Origin of the sequence: Motilimonas sp. 1_MG-2023, from assembly GCF_030547455.1 — a bacterium.
In the GTDB taxonomy this organism is placed as follows: Bacteria; Pseudomonadota; Gammaproteobacteria; order Enterobacterales; family CBDFNC01; genus Motilimonas.
Genome location: NZ_JAUOPX010000011.1, coordinates 1 through 24,199, shown reverse-complemented (window position 1 = coordinate 24,199; position 24,199 = coordinate 1). Strand labels below are relative to the sequence as shown.

Annotated in this window: 16 protein-coding genes and 2 pseudogenes; 10 read left to right on the top strand and 8 right to left on the bottom strand. The window is 43.8% G+C overall.

The window, feature by feature from the left end; genetic code table 11:
• Positions 1–2 precede the first annotated feature (2 nt).
• From oppC to oppF, 3 genes are read left to right on the top strand one after another with little or no spacing between them, the layout of a single operon-like run.
• Complete coding sequence (gene oppC / locus Q4519_RS07765; protein WP_232802383.1) at positions 3–911, top strand: oligopeptide ABC transporter permease OppC; 909 nt, start codon at positions 3–5, stop codon at positions 909–911.
• Between the two features lie 9 nt (positions 912–920).
• Positions 921–1,910, top strand: a complete 990-nt coding sequence (locus tag Q4519_RS07760; protein WP_303511366.1) for an ABC transporter ATP-binding protein — start codon at positions 921–923, stop codon at positions 1,908–1,910.
• Positions 1,907–2,905 (top strand): murein tripeptide/oligopeptide ABC transporter ATP binding protein OppF, encoded by a 999-nt coding sequence (gene oppF / locus Q4519_RS07755; protein WP_303511365.1) that lies wholly within the window; start codon positions 1,907–1,909, stop codon positions 2,903–2,905. Before Q4519_RS07760 ends, oppF begins: the two co-directional genes overlap by 4 nt.
• 66 nt (positions 2,906–2,971) lie before the next feature.
• Here the strand turns inward: oppF and Q4519_RS07750 are convergent, their stop codons facing one another.
• The 5 genes from Q4519_RS07750 to Q4519_RS07730 all read right to left on the bottom strand — a co-directional run bounded on the left by Q4519_RS07750 (position 2,972) and on the right by Q4519_RS07730 (position 14,140).
• The gene (locus Q4519_RS07750) at positions 2,972–10,327 is read right to left on the bottom strand and encodes an Ig-like domain-containing protein (RefSeq protein ID WP_303511363.1); all 7,356 of its coding nucleotides are present in this window, start codon (positions 10,325–10,327) and stop codon (positions 2,972–2,974) included.
• A gap of 226 nt (positions 10,328–10,553) precedes the next feature.
• Complete coding sequence (locus Q4519_RS07745; RefSeq protein ID WP_303511361.1) at positions 10,554–11,171, bottom strand: phage tail protein; 618 nt, start codon at positions 11,169–11,171, stop codon at positions 10,554–10,556.
• Positions 11,172–11,318: 147 nt separating this feature from the next.
• Complete coding sequence (locus Q4519_RS07740) at positions 11,319–11,795, bottom strand: hypothetical protein (RefSeq protein ID WP_303511360.1); 477 nt, start codon at positions 11,793–11,795, stop codon at positions 11,319–11,321.
• A 149-nt stretch (positions 11,796–11,944) separates the two neighbouring features.
• Entirely contained in the window at positions 11,945–12,892 is a 948-nt protein-coding gene (locus Q4519_RS07735) for a methionyl-tRNA formyltransferase (RefSeq protein ID WP_303511358.1), read from the bottom strand.
• Positions 12,893–12,901: 9 nt separating this feature from the next.
• Positions 12,902–14,140, bottom strand: coding sequence for a hypothetical protein (locus Q4519_RS07730; protein ID WP_303511357.1), 1,239 nt, complete (start codon positions 14,138–14,140; stop codon positions 12,902–12,904).
• A 459-nt stretch (positions 14,141–14,599) separates the two neighbouring features.
• Between Q4519_RS07730 and Q4519_RS07725 the strand changes: the two genes are divergently transcribed.
• The 4 genes from Q4519_RS07725 to Q4519_RS07710 all read left to right on the top strand — a co-directional run bounded on the left by Q4519_RS07725 (position 14,600) and on the right by Q4519_RS07710 (position 18,093).
• The gene (locus Q4519_RS07725; protein ID WP_303511356.1) at positions 14,600–15,121 is read left to right on the top strand and encodes a hypothetical protein; all 522 of its coding nucleotides are present in this window, start codon (positions 14,600–14,602) and stop codon (positions 15,119–15,121) included.
• A 66-nt stretch (positions 15,122–15,187) separates the two neighbouring features.
• Positions 15,188–15,784: an alpha-ketoglutarate-dependent dioxygenase AlkB gene (locus tag Q4519_RS07720; RefSeq protein WP_303511355.1), complete on the top strand. Its 597-nt coding sequence runs from the start codon at positions 15,188–15,190 to the stop codon at positions 15,782–15,784.
• Between the two features lie 88 nt (positions 15,785–15,872).
• On the top strand, positions 15,873–16,670 hold the full coding sequence (locus tag Q4519_RS07715) for a hypothetical protein (protein WP_303511354.1): 798 nt from the start codon (positions 15,873–15,875) through the stop codon (positions 16,668–16,670).
• 286 nt (positions 16,671–16,956) lie between these two features.
• Positions 16,957–18,093, top strand: a complete 1,137-nt coding sequence (locus Q4519_RS07710) for a hypothetical protein (protein WP_303511353.1) — start codon at positions 16,957–16,959, stop codon at positions 18,091–18,093.
• 86 nt (positions 18,094–18,179) lie between these two features.
• Here Q4519_RS07710 and Q4519_RS07705 read toward each other — a convergent pair whose 3' ends face one another.
• On the bottom strand, positions 18,180–19,385 hold the full coding sequence (locus Q4519_RS07705) for an SAM-dependent methyltransferase (protein ID WP_303511352.1): 1,206 nt from the start codon (positions 19,383–19,385) through the stop codon (positions 18,180–18,182).
• 97 nt (positions 19,386–19,482) lie between these two features.
• Entirely contained in the window at positions 19,483–20,652 is a 1,170-nt protein-coding gene (locus Q4519_RS07700) for an MFS transporter (protein WP_303511351.1), read from the bottom strand.
• A gap of 750 nt (positions 20,653–21,402) precedes the next feature.
• Here Q4519_RS07700 and Q4519_RS07695 point away from each other — a divergent pair.
• The 3 genes and pseudogenes from Q4519_RS07695 to Q4519_RS07685 all read left to right on the top strand — a co-directional run.
• Positions 21,403–21,621 (top strand): hypothetical protein, encoded by a 219-nt coding sequence (locus tag Q4519_RS07695; RefSeq protein ID WP_303511349.1) that lies wholly within the window; start codon positions 21,403–21,405, stop codon positions 21,619–21,621.
• A gap of 221 nt (positions 21,622–21,842) precedes the next feature.
• Positions 21,843–23,276: a hypothetical protein gene (locus tag Q4519_RS07690; RefSeq protein WP_303511347.1), complete on the top strand. Its 1,434-nt coding sequence runs from the start codon at positions 21,843–21,845 to the stop codon at positions 23,274–23,276.
• 213 nt (positions 23,277–23,489) lie between these two features.
• Positions 23,490–23,930 (top strand): annotated as a pseudogene (locus Q4519_RS07685) (ISAs1 family transposase); the annotation flags it as partial.
• A 29-nt stretch (positions 23,931–23,959) separates the two neighbouring features.
• On the opposite strand, the pseudogene Q4519_RS07680 reads toward Q4519_RS07685, so the two are convergent.
• Positions 23,960–24,199 (bottom strand): annotated as a pseudogene (locus Q4519_RS07680) (IS66 family transposase); the annotation flags it as partial.

Sequence of the window (24,199 nt, the reverse complement as noted above, 5' to 3'; positions counted from 1 at the left end):
ATATGTTCGTTACCAAAGAGAAACGCCAGGCGATTGAAAGTGCGGCGGAAAGCTTAGAAATAGAAGGACGCAGCCTGTGGCAAGATGCCCGTCGCCGCTTTTTTCGTAACAAAGCAGCAGTGGTCAGTCTGATTATCTTAACCTGTATTACCCTGCTGGTAATTATTGGCCCACATTTAAGTGCATATGCCTTTGATGATACAGACTGGTCAGCCATGCATGTTGGGCCAAGTATTGAAAACGGCCATTACTTTGGCACCGATAGCTTGGGTCGAGATCTTTTTGTGCGCACCTTGATGGGTGGACAAATATCCTTAATGGTCGGCCTACTTGGTGCGGTCGTTGCCATGATCATCGGCACCCTCTATGGCGCAACTTCAGGCTTTATTGGTGGCCGCGTTGATCAGTTAATGATGCGCGTGCTGGAAATTTTATACTCATTTCCGTTTATGTTTTTTGTGATCTTATTGGTGACCTTTTTTGGTCGTAATATCTTACTGATTTTCCTTGCCATTGGCGCGGTATCTTGGCTCGATATGGCGCGTATCGTGCGCGGCCAAACCTTAAGTTTAAAACGCAAAGAGTTTATTGAAGCAGCCCATGTGTGTGGCGTCAGTAAATGGAAGATCATCACCCGTCATATTGTACCCAATGTATTAGGAATAGTGGTGGTTTACGCTACCTTACTGGTTCCAAGTATGATCTTATTTGAATCTTTCTTAAGCTTCCTTGGCCTTGGTGTACAAGAGCCCATGACCAGCTGGGGCGCGCTACTCAACGAAGGCTCACAATCCATGGAAATTGCTTTATGGCAACTGCTGTTTCCCGCAGGATTCATGGTCACTACCTTGTTCTGCTTTAACTTTGTCGGCGACGGTTTACGTGACGCCTTAGACCCGAAAGACCGCTAAGGAGCCAGCATGAAACTGTTAGATGTAAAAGACTTAGAAGTACAATTTGCCACCCCTGAAGGCAGCGTCGTCGCGGTAAACAAACTCAACTTTAGCCTAGATAAAGGCCAAACCTTAGGTATCGTTGGTGAGTCTGGCTCAGGTAAAAGCCAAACCGCGTTTGCCTTAATGGGCTTATTGGCGAAAAATGGCACAATCAGCGGCAGTGCCAAATTTGAAGGCCAAGAAGTTCTTAACTTGCCAGAAAAACAGCTCAACAACATTCGCGCCGAGCAAATTGCGATGATCTTCCAAGATCCCATGACCTCACTGAACCCCTACATGAAAGTGGGTACTCAGCTAATGGAAGTGCTGATCAAGCATAAAGGCATGAGTAAACAAGATGCCTTTAATCACAGCGTGCGCATGCTCGATGCGGTTAAAATGCCGGAAGCACACAAACGCATGGCAATGTATCCTCATGAGTTTTCTGGCGGTATGCGCCAGCGCGTAATGATTGCCATGGCGTTGCTATGTCAGCCTAAATTGCTGATTGCCGATGAGCCGACCACCGCACTTGATGTAACGGTACAGGCGCAAATAATGTCACTGCTGAACGAGTTAAAAGACGACTTTGGCACTTCTATTATCATGATCACTCATGACTTAGGCGTGGTGGCAGGTATTTGTGACTCAGTATTAGTGATGTACGCTGGGCGCACCATGGAATACGGCAGCGTGCGCGATATTTTCTATCGCCCAACCCACCCTTACACTCAAGGTTTGCTCAAAGCCATTCCGCGCCTGGATACTGAAGGTGAAATATTGCCAACCATCCCAGGCAACCCACCTAACTTATTGCGCTTACCAATGGGCTGCCCGTTCCAACAACGCTGTGAATTTGTCAGCGAACAATGTCAGCAAAGCGCACCCGATTTAACGGAATTTGCAACAGGTCGCCAACGTGCCTGTTTTAATCCACCAGCAGTGATTGCCACAATTCCTGGGAGTGAAGCATGAAACAAGTTAACGAAGCGGCAAACGCCATCCTAGAAATAGAAAATTTAAAAGTACAGTTTGAAATAAAGCAAAAAGGCGGCTGGCCTTGGACACCACCAGCACAGTTAAAGGCTGTTGATGGTGTTTCCATTAAGCTTTACCAAGGCGAAACCTTAGGCGTGGTTGGCGAGTCAGGCTGCGGCAAATCTACCTTTGCCCGCGCCATTATCGGCTTAGTGAAGTCTTGTGCTGGCAGCATCGTTTGGATGGGACAAGATCTCACCAGTCATAGTGAATCAGAGCTGCGCGCAGTGCGCCAAGATATTCAAATGATCTTCCAAGATCCTCTGGCTTCCCTTAACCCACGCATGACAGTCGGCGATATCATTGCCGAGCCATTGCAAACTTTCTTTCCGCAGCTAAGCAAAACAGAAGTGCGCGCCAAAGTGAAATTGATGATGGACAAGGTATGCTTATTACCTAACGTAATTAACCGCTATCCTCATGAGTTTTCTGGTGGTCAGTGTCAACGTATCGGCATTGCACGAGCGCTGATCTTAGAGCCAAAGCTGGTGATTTGTGATGAGCCAGTGTCGGCACTGGATGTCTCGATTCAGGCGCAAGTGGTTAACCTACTCAAGTCGTTGCAAAAAGAAATGGGTTTATCGTTAATCTTTATTGCCCATGATTTATCGGTGGTGAAACATATTTCCGATCGCGTGTTGGTGATGTATTTAGGCAATGAAGTGGAGCTGGCCACCTCAGATGAGCTGTTTAATAACCCTAAACATCCCTATACTCACGCGCTCATGTCGGCCGTGCCCCTGCCCGACCCCGATAAAGAGCGCAATAAAACCATCGCATTATTGCCGGGCGATTTACCCTCGCCAATCAACCCGCCATCAGGCTGTGTATTTCGTACCCGCTGCCCACAGGCCCAGCCGCAATGCAGTGAGTTGAAGCCGCAATTAAAAGGGAATGAACAACACCAAGTGGCGTGTTTGTTGGTGAGCTAATATAAAACAGGCGCTAACGATAACTTGCTAGCGCCTGTTATTTATCTACGACCTAAGAGCGAGCGTTTATCGCTCATCAACGGGCCATAACGGTTTCTTACGGCGTATAACCACTGCTGCTAGCATTAACCCCACGAAGACAAACCCTATACTGCCTCCTGAAGACTTACCTCCATCCGTTCCCTTTTGATACACCGTTACTGATACTTTCACCTCTCCCTGAGCCCTTGCGCCAAGTTCATCTTGAATGATGTAAGTAATAATATCGACACCTTCAAAACCCAGTTTAGGACTGTAAGTCAGTGTACCATCAGCGCCCACACTTACTTGCCCTTGCACCGCTGAAACGCTCAACACTGACAACACACCACCTTCGGCATCACTGTCGTTACTCAGCACATTAATCACAATACTGACTTGATCGGTCGTGGTGGCACTATCGGCATTGGCTACAGGCGGATTATTAACCACCACATCAACTGTAACGGTATTGCTCGCCGTGCCGCCTTGTTGATCTGAGATGCCATATTGAATGGTGGCTCGGCCAACAAAATTGGTTGCAGGAACATAAAGTAGCTGATTACTCACAATGCTTACCGAGCCAAAATCAACGGTGGCACTGGTGATGACTAACGCATCACCATCGGCATCCGAATCATTTGCCAACACATTAATGGTGATGGAATTGCCCGCTGCGACGTTGACGGCATCGGCTTGCGCCAGTGGCAGGTTATTACTTGTTCTCATAATCGCCACGCCACCGGGGTCAACAATAGTGCTGTTAATCACCCCGTCATCATCATTAGGGCCACCATCAACAATTTGCAATTGCACACACCAATGGCCTTCGGTCAACCCTTCGGCCCAAGCCGCATCACCCGGAGGTGGACAATAGCCAGCCTCACCTGGCGATGAAAACACCCGATCTTCAGCGGTGCTCACAAAATCGCGCCACTGGCCAGAGAGATACTTACGGTAAACCGCATTGGCTGGGATAGGCAATCGTTGCGGCAATACCACTCTCATCGCATCTCCCGCTTGTGGCAGCTCAGTGATGATAAAGTCGAATATACCACCCGTGTTCTGCGCGGCTTCATCAACTGGCGTTTCACTTGCGAGTAATTGCGCTCCGCCTGTTTGGTTTTGCGCCACCGTTGCACCTTTTCTTAAACAGCCCCCAGGTTCACCTTCAACTAAGAATTGCGTTGCATCACCAACCTGCTCTTGCAACACATTACATTCATTAATCGAATCGAGATAATCAGGAATACCATCTTTGTCGGTATCACCATAGCCCTCTTTATCATCAGGGATCAGGTCGCCATCTGTATCTTGTTCAGTCAATGCAACTAAACTGCTGAACACTTCAATATAAACATCACTTCGAGAGATCAAGCTCGGAGTACCATCATCCGTTGCAGTCACCGCTATTTTATAAACGCCAACCGGTAACTGCGCAGGAGAGAAAGTAATAATACTGTCTTCATTGGTAGGGATAAGCGTGATCGGCCCATTAGCTGTGAAATCTAATGCCACACGGTCAGCAATATTGATGTCCGTTGCCGTCGCGGTCAACGTCACTAACTGATCGTTGGCAACCACTAAGTGTCGTGTTTGACCATCTTGTGTGACCGCCACTTGTAGTTTCGGCGCCACATTTTCTTCAACAATGCTGATCGTCATCGTCGACTTCGCGCCAAGGTTAATGCCATCAAGTAATTGCAGTTGAATGGTCTCGGTGCCCTCTGCGACAGCGTCGTCAAACACATTAAAGGTTACCTCGCCTACCAATCCTTGCGTGATGATGATTTCACCGTCGCTTAAATCATGGTCGCCACTATCAGCGCTGCCCAACACGGTATAAGGCACTGTCACAGGGTAGCTCGGCGCGAGACCATTTAAGTGAACCTTAACGGTAATACTCGCCCCTTCAATCACTTGTGTATCTTTTTGCAGGGAAATCAACGGGTCAACCTCAACCACTTGGGTCGCAATGACTTGCCTACCTTGATTATCCGTTGCTTGCCAATGCACTAAATGCTTACCGGGGGCAAACAAGGTGGTGTTATTAACTAACGAAACAGGCAGTACATTGCCTTGCGCGTCGGTCGCCTTGGCAACGCCTAAGTCGACTTTGGTAAATAATCCCGTTGCATTAACCCGTACATCTTGAGGTATCTCAATAGTAGGCGCGGCATTAGCGCCACCGAGAAAGCGTAAACTGACCGTTCCTTGACTGCTGGCTTGCGCCTTGTCTTGAATACGGTAAGTCAATTTAACCTCGCCCTGCGTACTCGCCTTAGCTTGGTAAATGAGCTTACCATTAGCGATCGCAACGCTACCTACTGACGCTTGCGCAGAAGTGATAGTGAGCGGCTCACCATCAGCATCGGTATCATTGGCAAGTACATCCAGCTCATAACGTAAGCTGTCATCATGATTTAGCTCAAATACATCGTTATTTGCTTGAGGCAGGTCGTTTACCGATAACACGTTAATGCGTACTGTGGCAGGCTGACTTACTGCAATGCCGTCACTGACCTGATAGGTAAAACCATCTTGACCAAAGACATTTGCATTAGGCTTGTAAACAAAGGAGTTACCTTGAACCTCGACACTGCCCGCTGTTGGCGGTTGCACTATTTCAATACTCAGGGATTGCCCATCAGCATCTTGTACATCCGCAAGCGCCGTCATGGTTTCATCTTCTTTAGCTGTTAAAAGCATGTCGCGCGCAATAGGCGCGCTATTAACAAAGTTGACCCGAATAGCGAACGCAGGCAGTGAAACTCGCTCGCTGCCATCTGATACACTGATGGTAATTGCATCATACTTACCGACATTAGCCAGACTCGGCGTACCACTTAAAGCACCTGATACACTGTCAAAACTCGCCCACTTAGGCAGATCTGAGATACTAAAAGTTAACTTATCTCCATCGACATCTGAACCGACAGGGACAAACTTATAAGCCTTACCAACATCAATCTCGAGGGTTGGCTTTCCGCTAATAGTCGGCGCATCGTTAACAGAGCTGAGGTTTATCGTAACTTTAGCCGGATTCGAACTTAATTGACCATCATTCACCGTATAAGTAAAACTATCAGTGCCAAAGTAATCTTGCTCCCCCTGGTAAACCCCTTGATTACCACTTAAGGTCACAGTGCCGTGTTGTGGTTGGGTGCTTACTGCAAACGTCAAACTTTGTTGCTCTGCATCCGAGCCAGTTAATTGGAAACTCACAGGCGCGTCCTCTAGCCCCAATACCGTCTGACTCTGGCCATTTGGCGATTCATTTTGCGCCGTAATATTAACAACGGCTTGGTTACTGCCCGTGCTATCAATGGTGCCATCATTAAAGGTGAAATTAAGCGTAACGGATGAGGCAGGATCTTCAGAGCTGTTACGATAGCCTATCGACTGTAATACACCATCAACGATGGCTGAGGTAGCATTGCTGTTAAAGGTAAGCACCAAGGTGCCGCCTGAATTTGTCGTTACCGTTCCTACCGAGCTTGCATTGTATGTAAAGGTATTGCCTTGTACTAAGCTGCCCAATAGCCCGGTATGGCTAAACACATCCTGACTATTCGCCCCACCAGAGCGCGCTAAGGTTACTGTTGCGCCATCATAGTTACCATTGCCGCCATTAAGGGCATCTAATTCAGTATCAGCAACCGTCATATCGTTATCAATGCTAACGGCAGAGCCATTTTCAACAAAGGTAGCGCCGCCATTTAAGCTACTAAATACGGGCGCCTCATTTGGTGCAATAAAGGTAATGACGGTATCACTGCCACTGTCGGCAACGGTATAAGCCAAACTGGCTGCTGGCGCATTGGTTAAAGATAAGGAAAGCTCTGAGATATTAAAATCAGTTGCATCGGTATCCACCTCCAATGTGCTGCTACCGTTAAAACGTACATTTGCACTCGATAGTCCAGTCACGCCTGTAATGGTTATTTGATCGCCAATGGCTAAGTCCGCGATAGTATCGCCAGATAAATCAGACGCGCTTCCGATAAAGTTATCACCACCGGCATTACCCGTCATCGTATCGGTGCCAGCACCGGGACGAATAATATCGGCCCCGCTGCCGCCAACAAAGGTATCGTCACCGCCTAAATCTGTGGCAGTGATTGACAGTACATCACCAACAAATGCTGAGGCATTAATTGACAAGTCATTGGTGATAGCACTGCCAGTGGTATTAGTAATGGCAACGGTTTGCCCATCGGCATTAAAATTGTCTGTCAAGGTGATGGTTGATGCGCTATTCGTCCCCAACGCGATAGCGTCTATGGCAGAAACAGAGGTAGCTGAGAAGTTAAATGTCCCACCATCCATTAGCTTAAGGGTTTCACTGCCACTCGCACCGGTTATGGCGCTAGTAAAGTCACCAATATTGGCTGAATCAATGGCAACTGTTGCACCGCTATTCAAAGAAAGGGTGCCTATGTTAAAAAAGCTTCCCCCTGTAATATCAGCGCCATCAGACACTTGCACCCGATCAGCCACTGTATTTTCACCGCTTAGTGTGCCGGTAAATGTGCTGCCACCAATGGCGAAGGTAACGGCATCGCTAGCTGAGTTAGCGGTGACACTGGTTGTATCACTTGCAACAGTAATGGTTCGGGTATTACTGCTGTCATCAGCCAAATTGTAATTTTCAATAGCTGCTAAGGTGGTGACATTACCATCCCCACTTAAGCTGATAGTTTCTACGCCAGCAGCGGTTAGGGTACCGGTAAAGTTTCCGTGCTGAGCTAAAGTCATGGCTACCGATGCGCCCGAAGCCAAGGTTAAATTAGCAACACTGTTAATCGTTGCTCCGGTAATATCAGCGCCGGAGCTAAGAGAAAGTGTATCTGACGTCGTATTTTCACCGCTGATGGTGCCAGTATAAGTGAGCGCCCCTAAATCAAAGGTCACTGCATCACTCGTGGATGTGCCCGTGACTGAATGGCTGCTATTACTGACTGTCACCGTTCTCGTATTGGTGCTGTCATCCGCCAAGGTGTAGCTTTCTATTGCCGAAACCGTGGTGATATCGCCATCACCGGCAATGGTTAAGGTTTCACTGCCGGCCCCAGAAATCGTGCCACTGAAGGCAGATAACTGCGCGGCATCAATGCTCGCCGCACCACCGCTGGCCACCGCCAAGTTTTCAAAACCACTAACGGTTGCGCCTGCAATGCTAGCGCCATTATCAATCGATAGCGTGTCGGTACCAACACCGCCCGCTAAGGTCCCGGTTGCGCTTAAGGCGCCGACATTCACCGTATCATCACCGCCACTGCCGGTTAAGTTCTGCCCGGTACTGCCAAGGGTAAAAGTATTGGCCGTCGCTAACACATAGGTTTCAATGGCGCTATTGCCGGTTAAGCCATCTGTTGCTGAACTGATCGTAATCGTTTCTGCGCCAGGCGCAGTTATCGTTGAAAAACCATCATGCTGCGTTTCTGTCATTGTAACGCTTGCGTCATTGGCAAGCGTTAAGGCCTCAAAGGCTGCAACCGTCGCGCCGCTAATATTTGCACCATTACTTAGTTGCAATGTATCCGTGCCAGTGCCGCCACTTAAGGTACCCGTTGCGGTCAAGGCTGCGATATTCACGGTGTCGTCACCGCTACTACCGGTCACATTTTGTGCTGCCGTGGCCGCGTTAAATGTCATCGCTGCGCCAAGCACATAGGTTTCAATATCGGCATCACCTGTTAGCGATTGATCGCCATTCGCACTAGCTATAGTAAATTGGTTGTCGCCCGTGCCATTAATAGTACTAAAGCTTTCATGCTGTGATTCGCTTAACGTTAATGCACCATCGTTGTCTGGTGTGAGCGTCTCAAAATTAGTCAAACTTGTCAGGCCAGTCAAATCAACATTATCCACAGCAAATAATGTGTCTGTACCATTTCCACCATCCGCTGTTGACCCTGTAGCATGGCTTGTATTAGTAATAGCCAATGTTTCGTTGTCGTCGGTAAAGGTAATCGCAGGTGATAAATTAGTACCGTTTGTGGTGTTAAAGCCAGCGCCGGTGCTATTGGCAGAAGTAACATTACTAACGCTAATCGTCGCCGTGCGACTAGTGCTATTTGCAGTACCGTCGTTTATCACAACCGTTACTGTTCTCGCTGTCTCGTTAGGTGAGCTAGATGTGTTGTTATAGCTAATGTTCTGTAAGAAAGTCTGTACTTCAGCAGCCGATGCCGTTGCCCCACTCACAGAGATGGTATCTTGTAATGTAATGTCTGACGAACCCGAAATACCCGTTAACGCGTCTTGCACTGCAGCGGTTACATTTAGCCCTTCCGACGCACCATCTTGGTCATTGGTCAAACTCACCGTAATGGTCGTTATTGTATCGCCATCAGCCTCTGTGACCGTAGCACTTGGAGCGATATTTAAAGCACCACTGCCCTCAGTAAACGACACGCTATTATCCTTACCGCCAGTGCCTGAGTTCAAATCCACATCTGGAATAGTATTGGCTGTAGAGAAATTAAATGTAGTATCGTCACTAATCCCGGCAAAACTGTTACCCGATGTATCATCAATCGCAGTTGCATCAACTCGAATAGCATAATTACGGTTTCCAGTTAAGTCACTCGTTGGGTTTAAATATACTTTATCGTTTACAATACCAATACGCCCCGCGCCAGGGCTGCTATTTGCACCGTCACTTTCTGTGGCCACATTAAACACTTCTGTATCACTGCTACCTGTGACATCGCGCACCGTAATATTACCCGTACCCAGTGCAATATCCTCATCAAAATCAATAACAATGTTATTACTGACAGACACACCTGTGGCATCGTCATTAGGGGTTGAATTGCCACTATCAAAAGTGGGATCAGTCGAATCAGTTGGGGCAGCAGTAAATTGAATATTATCCAGTCCTACACGAAAAGTATCCATTGCGTTGTCTGGATTGATATAACTCATTGTTACAGAATTAACCGATGCCCAATCACCTGGAGTTAAAGTAGCAATAGCACCTACAATAGCCGGATCATCCGCATCAATACTGACCGCTGTACCACTATCAGGTGTGAAGATATAAGTCCCCACCGATAGATTAGAAAATTCACCCATTTGAAACTGGGTGATATTCACTGGCGAGTTAAAGGCAATGGTCCAAATTTTCTCTGCAATAGCTGCGCTTGGGTCTAAAAAACCTGAAGTAACATTTATATTATTGCCGTCTTCTTGTGTTGCGGTTAATGTAATACCGTCTACCGTTGTCGTTAACGTTGCTGTTCCGTCACCGGATACTGAACTAAAATTATATGTCCCTGCAGCAGCATGAGTGCTATAAATGATGGACATAAACAAGGCTAGTTTTGTCATTTTATGATAGTTAACACACATACTCTGTGGGTTAACATACTTGGGAAATGCGAAATCAAAGTGCATTGTTTAAATCCTCGGTATCTACTCATTCATTTAGTGACTGCCATACATAACTCTAACTGGCGACCCTAAAATTTGTGCTTACTTTTAGCGAAAGTTCAGGCTGTTGAACGTATATCATCGCCACTAATGCCGATGATATACTTTCTCACTGAAACTAATTGCAGGTTAATGGTTGCTACTAGCGCTATTAATAGCACCTTAGTTAATAACTTAACTAAAGTGAGTGCTAACTTCTTGATGGGTAAATCCCCTGCAGAGCTACTAACCAGTTAAGAGGTAACAAGGGATTAATTATTCCAATTGGTTCGGAACCTCCCGTTGTGCCTACAGTCACGGTTCCACCCTCACTGCCACCACCAGTTACTGTAAGACCCGGTATATCTACTAAGTCAACCCCAGCTAATCCAGGTGCCACATAGTTATTACTAGCACTACCCGCTGCTAGGTAAGTGCTTGTGCTTGGCGTTGCCGATGTACCTTTATCAGTTGCAACCTCAAGTTTTGCTGCAATAGGACTCCCACCACCTGTTGGCGTAAAAACCGCGGTATGTGAATGCGCTGGCATCTGGCTTGTAGCCAAGCTTATACGCTCTGTCCCCATCCTTATTCCCTGTCGATAATCATACCCCCCTGGCATCTGCCCCATACCAACGGGGCTACGACCTCGTAAGTCTGGCAAAGCAAAGGTAGTACGAGCATCACCACCATACATCGACCCAAACAATGAAAACAAAGCCGTGTTCTCGCTAATTGCCTGCATCTGCCCCCAGCATATGCCCCAATTTTCAATGGTAAAAGTACCGCCGAAAGCAGTAAGTGTGCCAATAAATGGTTCAGTCGCCATATTTAATTCCTCATAATTTGTTTGATACTCTTGTTGCAAAACAACACAAACAGAGTGTGTAATGTAGTTTCGTTCTCAGTCATAACCCTGTCGCGAACTAATCGCGATGTGTGCTTACATACAACTCAAATTCACAATGTAAGCCGCCTACTCTGCCTGTGACTCTTGTTCATCAACGCCACTAGGCAAAAATACCGGTGGTATAAAAAACTCTGGTAGTGAAACACGCCGAGCTTCTCCTGATAGCACTTTATCTAAGCACACGGTACCAATATCATTCACGCTTAGCTCAAGTTGTGCATCGTCACTGCTTGGAAATCGCCAATAAAGTTCAGTTGTTTTGTAACGTAGTAATGCCATTTGTTCATACTGATCAAACTCACTGGGGTTTTCACAAGCTCTATCATGAAAGTTCTCTAATTTTTGTTCACCCAAAAATTGTACTAACAAAGACCCCATACCTGGCACATCAATGATTGCATTTTCTCCAGAGACTATAGTGAGCTCCCCTTTTCCCTCAAGTGGTGCTATTTTTTCTCCATTGTCAGGATATGCACCACCGTTAAAAGGGTAAGCTATCAGCTCATATACATAACGGTTGGTTAAACCTATCTTAATATTCATATCTATCTCGCTTCTGAAAGTTAAGTTCAGAGCATAGTTAGACTGCAGAATTGATAAACTACAATGGCCTTAACCATTTATCGTATCTTTCTCAACTAAGCCACCATAAAAAACCAATAAATCAGGATTAACATTCTCCTGCTTAGCGCCTAAGCATCATCACAAGCGTTGATATTTTCAATTACCTGCCCAGGCTCTAAGCCAAATAAAAGCGCAAATCGATAACCATCAAAACAACCTTGCGAAGACCCTACAATATCTAATTTAACGCCACCGTCATGGGTTTTTACAATTAAGCCCCGGCTACTATCAAGCTCCACAATGGTACCGGGACGAACCCCTTTCAATGAACAGTCAACTTTAGTGGCTTGCAGTAATTGAAATGTGCTTTGACGAAATTGAAAATACGCACACAAACTATCAAAATTACCCGCTCTAGCCATATTAACAATGTCACTAGCACAGGTTGTGTACCAGTCAATGAATAAATCGGATTGCAGTAATGCGGGGGCTTGTTTTAAACCTTCTTGATCTTGTTTACGCCACTCTATTTTGTTTTCTTGATCCAATTGACAGAACTGTGAAATCAAATAAGGTAGGGCTTGAGCTGTTTTTTGATATAAGCAGTGAGTCGTATCAAAGGGATGTATTTCTATATCAACATCCAGTGCAATATCACCACAATCTACTTCTTCCGAGACTTTGTGTAACGTTAGTTTTGTGAAAGTTTCGCCATTTCTTATCTGCCAATATAGTGGTTGCGGCCCTCTGTATTCAGGCAAAGGACTTGGATGTATATTTACTAGTCCATCATTAAAATATTGGAGCAAAGGCGATCTTATGATGTGGCGAAATAAGTAAATCAAACCACGGTTAACTGCCAATCTATCCAGCTGCGCAACCAGCACTGAATCTTCGGTTTTATTGTATGATAGTGTTGTAACTTGATGATGCTGCAGCCATTGTTGTAACTGCACTAAATCAGGATTCGGCTCAGCATCAACCAACACCACACAGGCCAGTTGGCTTGTTTGCAGCAAGTATTGAATGGCGGGTAAACTTTGGCAACTTCCGCTAAAAACAGCATATCTTTGCATCATCAGCTCCTATATTTTTACCGGCACAAAACCCGGTAAGCCCGTTAACTGATAATAGAACTGCACCGTATCACCACTGTTTGCTACAAAGTGAATATGCTCAACATCACGAGGCTTGGTATCAATATAAAACGTCATATCGGGCCTGGGGTGGGTGATCCCTGAGTCATATTGCCCAACTCCCTCCTGTGCAAAAGTATCAATATGAGCATAAACCGCTAGAATACGCTTATCCATATCGTCAACGCCAACGGGCAAGGTAACTTGGCTTGCCGGAATAACCTTGACGCCGTCTTGCAGTTCCAACTCTTGCATGTTGAGCAGCGTCGATTTGTTTATACTCATTAGCTCGCCAAGTTCGATCCTATCTTGCTGTGCATCGGCATCGGTATTTAGCGAGTGACTATATTCCACTTCTTTCCATTGCTGATTAAATTCCGTTTCACCTATGACCATCATGCCTCGGATCGAAATATTCTGCGGGATCATCCAACCATCTATTTTCAGAAATTGCACCAAGTGCTTGGCAATACTGAGCTGTCCTTCCTTGGTAAAGCCATGTTGCATCGCTTCTAACACCAGTAAATCAATCGACTCTTTGGGTTTATATTCAGTGGCGTCAACCTCTTCGATACAAAGAATGTACTCATCCAGTTGTAAGTCTTTAACTAATTGTGTGAGTGCCAGAATGGCGCCAGGGTGAACATCAGCCAAAATAACTTGGATCTGCTGTCCAGTGAATTTTTGGCTATCTTTGTAATAACTTAATAAAGGCAATAGTAAAGGGGCAAAAGGGCCACATGCGGGATAGAGAACGGTAATTGAAGACACATGTTTTAATTTACTTTGTATTGCTTGGTCAATGCCTCGGGCATACCCTTTAATGCGATAAACATCCTTGATGGTATGCTTACAATTGTGGGGAGACATGATTAAACCCGATGCCGATACATATTGCCGTGTTAACTGTGCTTGGCTCAACCCAGCTAATGCCATTGATTGCACGGCTTGGTCGTACATAGCTTCAAAGGCTTTAACTAGCACTTGATGCTGCGTTTCTGTATCACTTAGCACTAATGTCGTTGCATCAATAAAACTTTGTTGTAATTGCTGCACCCGTTGTTCAACTGTGAGCTTCTGCGTTAACAAAGATTCAAGCTGCGTTCGGACTGAGTGCTTAAGCAAGGCGTCAACTTCAGGCTCTGCGAACGACAGCCCCGAAGTAACCTGTAGATGTTGTGCTTCCATGGTTAAATATCCTTAAGAACTCATTTTGATTCGCACCAAACAGCGCCGTCACTTTTATGATGACTAAAACTAAGAACCTAGTTCAAAAAGACAATAACTCAATATTTAATTGACAAAAACCAAAATAAAATCACACTAATCATTTTTCTATTTCATAACGTTTCGATAGCCATCATATTTACACCATTATCGCTATAGATGATGAAAACACTATTTGCTGTGATATTTAGCAAAGTGGAGTTAATTTTACATATTCATAACAATTTTCATCAAACACCTATTCACCTACCAAAGCGCGTGGGCAAGCGCATTTCAAACAACTAATCGTAGGGTGTTGGCGAAACTTTGCTACATTGATAAGACTTTTACTAAAACATGACTAGCACAACCAAGTGATATTCACTCATAGGGCTATAGCTCACTGGTTTATCGCCAGCCTAATCATTTAAGGATAAGTGGATGAATGAAACCATAACTCAGATTTGTGATTTTTTGCACGCGATCAACTTACCATTCTCCCTAACGTCCATTGAGAATGAATCATTCTTACCTGGTGTGAGCCTTAATCAGGGCGCTTTACAAATTGATATAGACAAACTTAAGTATGCTGGTGATATTCTTCACGAAGCCGGTCATATCGCGGTTTGCGAACCTATATACCGAGCTCAATTACAAGGTGATGTGTATAAAAATGGCCTCAGGAATGGACGACAAAAGCAAGCCATGCATGGTGAAGAGATAGCGGCAATTGCTTGGTCAGTCGCAGCGGTGAAGCGGTTAAACTTACCTATGAAAACTATTTTTCATGATGATGGCTATAAAGGCGCTTCACACTCTTTAATCAATGCTTTTGATAATGGGGGGATTTTTGGGCAACCTTTACTAGATGTATGGGAAATGACCAGTTCTGAACATGGCTTCCCAATCATGAAAAAATGGATCAGAGAACATCGCTGGATACATGAGCTACCAACGACATAGACGGACATAACAGCTTATCCCCTCTAGTTTTAAAGAATTTTTATCTTGGTTTAAAGGGAGTCATCAGTGAAGTTACCTTTAAAATGCAACGCCCAGTACTATTCACAGTTTATGTCCCCCAAACAAAGTAGCGCGCTGTTTAATTGGTTAGTAGCAAATCTTGACCTTAACCAACCTGAAGTTATTCAGCTACCCAATGGCAAGGAAACACACATTTTGCCTTGGCGGATGATTTTCTTAGATCCACAATTAGCGCAATCTCAACTTTTTCCTTCACAACATGGCCGATGCGCCACTTGGTTTTCTTTACTGACCCAACTGCAACAACAGATAGCTGAACTGACAGGCATCACGTTTTCTGTTGCGGTGTGCTTGTACTACCCAGATGGTGAAGAAAGTTTGGGTTTTCATAGCGATTTACCCGCCTTTGGTGCCACCGATGTCATTGCTTCTATCAGCTTAGGGGCGGAGCGAGCGTTTTTGATTCGCAGCCAAGATGATATCGAAAAGCAATATGAGATAAACCTTAAAAATGGCTCACTATTGGTAATGGGCCAGGGGTTTCAAGATAATTATGAGCACGCTCTGGCTAAAGGAAACAAAGCAACTTGTATTGGTGCAACTAGACCTAGGTTTAACATCTCATTCCGGCAATTTAGTTAGCCTGATAGGGACTAGCTCACCTAAAATAATGAATAAAAAGATCTTATTTCAATAATCTGGAATGAATATCCATTAACGAGTAACCCCAATGCCGAATAACGAACTGACTCAAGAGCAACTTAATCTATTGTGCCAAGACTTAGCACAAGTGCGGTTAATCGCGGATTTAAACCTCGCGCCGCAATTTCCCTTTTTTGCTGAAAAGCCCTATCCCATTGGTCGCTGTCGAGAAATCAGAGATGAGGTTTTCCGCTTATTGCAACAAGAAATATTCACCACCACTAAACCCAGGTTGAGCCTATTAAGAGAGCATATCAATCAAGGTGTTGATCTAAAAAAAGCATGGGGGTCGCTGCGCGATGAGTATTTTCAAAATGCGTTCATTCTAGGCAAGTGGTACATAGATGTCGCCAACGATACGGTGAATCCGAGTAAACCTAGGGTAGAAATATTACCGCTCGCCTCATCGCAATTTACTGCGATTAAGAGCTTTAGTCAGTTTGCCAAAATAGCACGCTCTTATTGGCAAGTTGAGTTATATCGCAATACGGTTTGCCCAGCCCTCGCGCCCTATATGCCATTGCTGTGCGTGGGTAAAAACGGCGCCAGCTGGCTAGCAGCCGCTAATGATGACATGATAAATGTGGCCATTAACAGCCGCTTTGAAGAGTCGAAAGTCACCTTAATAGAGATGCCTAATCCACCAGCGCACATCGCAAAGCGTTGGCAACAAGTACTATCGCCTCATTCAAGTAATCCGTTTCTCGTCAATCAGGGCGATCCCGTTAAGTACTGCGAGCAATACGTCAGCAAAGGCCATCACACCGATGTCGCAAAACGCGATGCGGCGGTCATAGCCTATAGTTCATTGCCCAAAACGGTATAAGTAAAGTTGTTAATATTCAATTATCATTAATGGGGAAGCCACAAAGCGGATGCCGAAATCGGTGCTTATGGCTCATAACCAAAAAATTGCTCAAAAAAAATTTATGCTCTCGCCTTTCTGTTGAGTTATAAGCAGTCCTCATCTAGATTCATACAAGTAAATATTAACAATTAATCATCATTGTTATTACACCTAGACTACAAGGATTCGTATAATGGGCTTACTGCAAGAGTTAGAGCTTAAGCAAAAAAGTATCAACCCAAACCTATCACCCATGTATCGCCATATGCTATGTAGCTTTGCAACAACGGAAATTGTTGGGGTTACAAAAATAGATCAAGTTAAACAGAGCGTGGACGGTCTAAATAAAACCAAAAAATACATTGAAGCATCATATAAACTTGCCGACAAGGCTGTAAACAAGCCAGTAACGGTAAACCAAGATTTTGATACCAGCGCTAACGAATTTATCGCAACCATTGCAGAAAAATTAAAGGCATATTTTGGGCAAAGTGTTGGCAATAGCTTTGTTAATTTAGCTGATAAAATTTTAACTATGCTGCCCGAAGTCGTCAAAAGCATCTTAAGTGATCTTGCTCCCGCCGCTGGCGACATAAAAAATGCCTTACTCGGAATAAAAACCGCGTTAACTAAATACATAACTTACAACTCAACGTTGAAAGTACAGCAAAGTGCAACCTGCATCACAGCGGGAGATGCAATATACATCATTAGGCAAGAGCTACTAAATGTTGTTAAAGAAAACAGTGTGATAGCACTTGGCTCGACAGGGGCTATTGTTCTTACCCTAGCAACCGCAGGAGTTGGCGGAGCAATAGCAACACTGGTAAAAGCCGGGATCGCAGTTTTTAACTTTTTTACAAATTTATTTGATACTTGGGTAATGGAAGAAAAATTCACTTCATTTGCTAAATCATGCTCAAGTGAAACATTCAATAATGATGAAGAATTTAGCGCTTGGCTTAAAGGCCACATGATGGAAATACCCATTCTCGCCTCCTACATTGTTTGCAATCCAATGTATGGCCATGTGTTCAATTTTCTCAATGTTGTTGATGTAATCCCACCTCCACCCACCATGCTGGCGCACAAGACAGGGAATTTAGTCGCGAGATATCACAAGTTTAGAGGTACAGAGCCAACGCCACCTAAGCTAGCTAGGCAAAAATCAATCATTGATGCTTACAATACTCTAAAAAAAGAAGCAAAAGGATTCATTGGCAAAGGTAAAATTAAACTAGAAAGCCGTGATCCTGCGACTGAAAAAATGTTCAGGCACGCAAGGGGGCTTTCAAACATCATCCCCGGTGAAAACGAAGAAAACTTCCTTTCTCGAACAGACAAAATAAAAAAATATGCTACCAGTAGGTTGAGTAAATTGTACGCAAGATTAAAGGCATAAACGCCTTCGAATCTCAGCTCTTTAGACAAACTACATTGCTTGTCTAAAGGGCCCACGCATTTCGAACCAAATCATTAAAAAGTAAGCTAATTATTTAACAAGCTCTCAAGGCACTGTTCTTCAATGCCATAGAAGGCTTTGATGTCAGCAATTTGCTGCAATATCGCCGTGTTATCGCGCGGCTGTTTGCGCTTTTGCGCCAGAATCATTTTGTTTTTACTGGTGTGTTCAAGGGAAATAAATTCAAACACTTGAGTATCATAACCATGAGCTTCAAGTAGCAACGCACGCAGGCCATCGGTGACCATTTCTGCTTCTTGGCCCATATGAATACCATGTTGCAATAATGGCGCTAGGGTTTGTGGACTCTTCATTTGCGGGCGAATTTGCTTATGACAACATGGCGAGCACATGATGATTTCCGCGCCGGTGCGAATGCCCATGTGCAACGCGTAATCGGTGGCGATGTCACAGGCATGCAGCGCAATCATAATGTTGATGCCTTGCGCTTTAAAATGCTGCACATCGCCTTGTTCAAACTTAATGCCGGTTAAATCGAGCTTTTGTGCGGTTTTATTACATAAGTCCACTAAGCCTTGACGCAGCTCAACCCCCGTTACTTGAGTTGGTACTTGCAGTTTATCTATAAAGTAATCATGCACGGCAAAGGTTAAATAGGCTTTACCTGAGCCAAAGTCAGCAATGTGTACTTCGCTACGCTTGGCGAGGCCAGTGTTATCAATAGCGCGCGACAGCACTTCAATAAACTTATTGATTTGTTTCCACTTGCGCGACATGGCCGGAATAATCTCACCACTGGCATCGGTAATGCCTAACTCTTTTAAATAGGGGCGAGTTTGTTCAACAAAGCGTTTCTTCGCGCGGTTATGAGACGTTTCTAGATTGGCTTCGCTCACGGCGCCCACTTTGGCGCTATTTTTATTGCGGTATTTGTTTTGCAGCACTTTGCCCTTTTTGCTAATGCTTAACTGAATTTCCCATTCATCGGTGATCAAGTGGGCATTAGAAAATTCGCTTTCTAGCCATTGCTGGCAAAGACTGATGGCCTCATCTGGCGCAACATTTTTGGTGATGTGGTTAGTGCGATATTCATATAAACAAGACACCAATCGCTGACTTTTTAGCTCAATAGGCCGTAAAGCAATACGCTTAAGCTCTTTATTGTCGCCGCGATATTTTGAAAACACCAAGCGTTGCAGTTGATTGTTAGCCATCGCATTGGCACATTCTTGTACAAAGGGATGAAGCTCAGCAGTATTCACGTTCGACATGGGGATCTCGTTTACATCAAAATTGGACAGCGCATTCTACACGATCTAACACTTGAAGATCTTGCCTCGCAGTAAATTAGTCAACTTGCCACGCTCGCTAATCACTCACCACCGCGGTCAGATTTGGTTTTAAGCCATGACTCTTTAGTAATACCACCAGCAGTAGCGCCAATAAAGGTAATGACGCTAAGTTGAGTATGATCCAGCCAAACTCAGCCAGCAGCCAACCCGAGCTAAAAGTTGCAATAGCGGCGAAGCCGAACACTAGCACCTCGTTAACCCCTTGTACTTTTGCGCCGTTTTTATGTTCTGATAGCTTCATTAGCCATTGACTGGCACCTAAAAATAAAAAGTTCCAACCTATGCCGAGCAACAATAAACCAAGGGTAAGCAAGGTGCGGCTTTGTGCAATTAGATTGACCAACAAAGAGGCGACAAGCACTAGCGCACCAAGTAACAACAGGCCTTTTAAGCCAAGGCGTTTAACCAATCCACTGACAAAAAATGACGGCGCAAACATGCCAATTAAATGCCACTGGATCACCCAAGCGGTATCTGAAAAATCATAATGATGATGGGACATATGCAGCGGCGTGGCGCTCATGATCAATACCATGACACCATAAGCAACGGCGGCGGTGAACATTGGCTGCCAAATTTCACCTTTGAGATCTAACGGCAAGTCGACCTTGGTGGAAGAGGCTTGTAACTGCGGCCATTGAATAAATAGCAGCAACGCCATCGCAATAATAGAAATAGGAATATAAAGCAGCACCGAGCTAGCAAATGCTTGCTCAAAGAATAGATGTTGTGTCACTGCGCCAAGGTTTGGCCCCACCACAGCAGCAACCACGCCAGCGGCCATCACCGCCGAAATAGCCAAGGCTTGACGATGTTTTTCTACTAGCTCCATCGCTGCAAAACGATAAAAATTGGCACTGGCCATAGAGAGACCAAAGGCAACACTGCCGAGCAAAAACAGTGAAAATAACTGCAATTTCACCGCGGTGAAAAAAATCACCCCAGCTGCTAAATTCGCAACGATGCCAAAGGCAAAAACCGGCTTACGGCCAAATCGCCCCATGGCCATGCTCAAGGGAAAAGAGCAGATCAACATGGTTAATATGCTTATCGCCAACGGCAAAGTAGCAAGGCTCATGCTGCCCGCTAGTGCTTTGCCTAATACTGGTGCTAAAGCGACAAACATCATGTTGCCAATCATAAACAATACTTGCACTAGTACCAGCAACATTATGTTAAGATTCATTCACTAAACTCCAGCAGCCTAAAGGCGTATATTCAATCTTGGCTAAAATAAAAGCCTTCGATTAATAGTTCTAATAGTCGCTATCATGCCGCTCAACCTTCGCATATTCAAACAATAAATTATGACCAAAATGAATCACCCACTACTAACCATAACGACACTAACAGTAAGCTAACAAAATAACTTCTATTATTAATTTTCTGGTTACGTGCTGAAGTACCAGCTGAGTGGCCAGTTGCCCGGTCTTTATCCAAACCACATGCGTAGAAATATTAAGGAAGGCGAATAATAAAATCGCCCATAAATAGCGGCACTACCAAATGTTGCCACAGCCGACTCTAGTAAATAATAAATACTTCAACACTACCTTTAGCATCAGGTAATTGAATAGCAACTCCATCCTGAAAACCTAACACCTTTTCAGCATCTTGAGCTTGCTATGACCCACTGCGCAAAAAACTAATAGCCACGCAAGGATTGATTGCGTAATAAATACAAGATCAATGCCGCACATTAACGGCTGCGAACATCGCGCGCCAACCTTCGCACCTGATGTGGCAAAAACCATATAGGCAGGCCCAAAACTAAATACTAATGGAAATACCACTAATCACAACACAATAAAACTCATTATTTATCATTCCGTTAGTAAAAAAATCAGCGTAAACCTAGGGTCTGTTGATCTTTTGTGCTGGTTTTTTCAGCGATTTGTTGGGGATTTATACAAAACGTTCGTTGTGGCCAGCACCTTTGTGGCATAGTGAACTACGCGAAAAAGGCGCTAACGCAGTAGAAATGACCAACAAACGCTGTCCTACGGATTCGGCTAAAAGCGTTTTACCCATCGTTAAGCAGTATTTACTTAGAATGCTAAACTACACACTGCTCGCCTTGCTCAAAACGCTTTTAGACAAGGTGTCCCCTCTCGAACAAAAATTAACCATCAAAGATCAACAGACCCTAGGGTGAGAGCATGAACTAATCAAGAGCACACTTCGACTCTCATTTAGCTCAAAAACAAGCTGTTAACAAAGTACGATCCGACCCTGATGTTGTTCCTAATAAAAAATAAGGCTAAAAAATTAAACATTCCGCGAGTTTTTCAATTCGTAAATGCTCTATTAAAAGACTACAAAAATTTAATATTGTACGATAAAATACTCCCTTTAAACCCAGGGAAAAATATTAAAATGTTATTATTTAAAAGGTATAGCTCCTATTTATACCTAACATTCACAATTCTAGTGATAAGTACTTCAACATATATAAAGTATTCAACTATATCTGAAGAGCCTCTTTGGAGTGATGAGTTATTTTCAATTGGATTGATTGACTACCATTCGATGCTAGATTTTTCTTTTGAGAGGAAATTAGTAACACAAATAAGCCCAGAGGATAGTTTTTATACTGCAAAGTCTGCAGAACAACATCCACCGTTATTTGAACTAATAGGTAAACTTTTTTCTTGGTTGGAAGAGCCTGAATTAAGGTCTAGACTACAGAGCCTTATCGCTAGCACATTATTACTAATCGTTACAGCCGTATACTTCTACCGGAGAGAAAATTACAGATTCCATGGAGTTATTTTCATATTTTTATGCGCCTTTGCCGGAAGATATATAGATTATGCACAAGAAGGAAGAAACTATAGTTTAGGTATAACGTTTTCAGTATTTGTTGCATTATTCATTCACAATGGTTATCTATTAAAAGAAAAAGTTAATAAAATTGAACTCGTAGTCATATTAGCCCTATGGTTTACTAATTATTATGCCGCGGTTGTTGGCGGGGTGTACTGGTTAATGAAGGTATATTATTGCCGCAATAACCGAAAGGAACTTCTAAAACTATCTTTAGTTCCAACACTCTACCTGCCATGGCTATTTCTGACCTATCATTCTATACTCTCAACTTCAAAAGGAGGAGTAGCTTGGGCGGAAAGCCAAAACTTATTTACTGAATCGATGTTCCCATCGGATATTTTCCCCGCTATTTTTTTAATTATTTCTTTACCTTCTATTGCTATAATTTTATTTCTAGACAAGTTTAGCAACAAGAAAACAAATCAACTTTTATTTCTTTACATTATGTCAAGCATTCTATGCTTTTTAATATCTTACAAAAGTGGAATCGGTCATTATCGACACATTCTATTCTCAACCAGTATATTACTTTTCATAATCGCCATTTCAATATCTGAAATAACCATAAGATTTAAATTACTTTCACTTCCTCTGGTAATTTGCCTAATCACTTTTTTAGAAAATTTCAATGAGAGAGAGCCTAATTATGAGGATTATAAAAATGCGGCACTTTGGGTTACTCATGAGATGGGAAATGACATACCAGTAATCACTACTTGGAAAGCGAACACATCATATTACAGAGTTTACCTTGACTACTATAACGAGAAAAAAACTATAGCAAGGATAAATCCATTAAACCCGAATGATAATGAAGAAGAAATTTGTAAACTAATTAAAGATAAAGGAAAAGCCATTTTATTTTCTCACGAAGGGCATCAAATCATTATTGACTCTTTATTTGAAAAATGTAGCAATATTGAAATAGAGACAGAAGAAACTTTTAATTCAATAAAAACAGCAGTATTGATTAAGCGTTAATAAATAAAGCTTTACCGCATGGATGCCACTATGAAGTACCCCAGGGTCAGGGCGAGATCTAATACAAACTGTAGGGTTTAATCGTTGCTAATTTGTACTTGATGAGCGTTTTTTGAGTACATTTTTCACGTTAATACAAATCATTATAATAGATTGAACTAACTCTATTTTCAGTGCTCTGATCTTCACTATTTGTATTCTTGAGTAAACTCTATGACTCTTTTTGAACGCCTAAGCCGCATACCTGATCCTCGTGTTGATATTAATGTTAAACACGATTTAGTGGATGTTGTTTTTCTTGTCTTTTCTGCGGTACTTAGTGGCGCAACAGGATGAAAATCTATCCAAGAATTCGGTGATAGTCAACTGGACTGGCTAAGACAATACCGGCAGTTTGAAAACGGCATCCCGAAGCGTCATTGCATTGCAAATATAATCAGTATGTTAGATAGCGATGCATTACTTGAAGCCTTATTTGAATGGCTTAATGTAGAACGCAGTCGTGCGGAAAAATCGGTTCTAGCAATTGATGGTAAAACCCTCCGAGGAACCAAAACGGATGGCAGCAAAAGTTTTCTCCATGTCGTTAATGCTTATGATGTCGAAAGCGGCTTAATGCTTTATCAACAAGCAGATAAGAGCAAGGGTAAGGAAGTCGTAACCTTTCACCAGCCCCAGCTTGACTAATCAAATATCAACCCAAACACATCTGGGTATTCATCTTTTGTCATCACTGCGGTGACTATCGCTTCAATCATTTTGAGGGCATTTAAACCCCGCTTCTTGCTCGTTTCTATTACGGATAGCAAGCGTGAACGGAACTTATCGCCACGATCTGAGTTTGTGCCGTAGCAAATTTTACGCATGATAACGCTGCCGCGCAGGCACCGCTCGGCTTCATTGTTTGTCAGCGGCGTACCGCG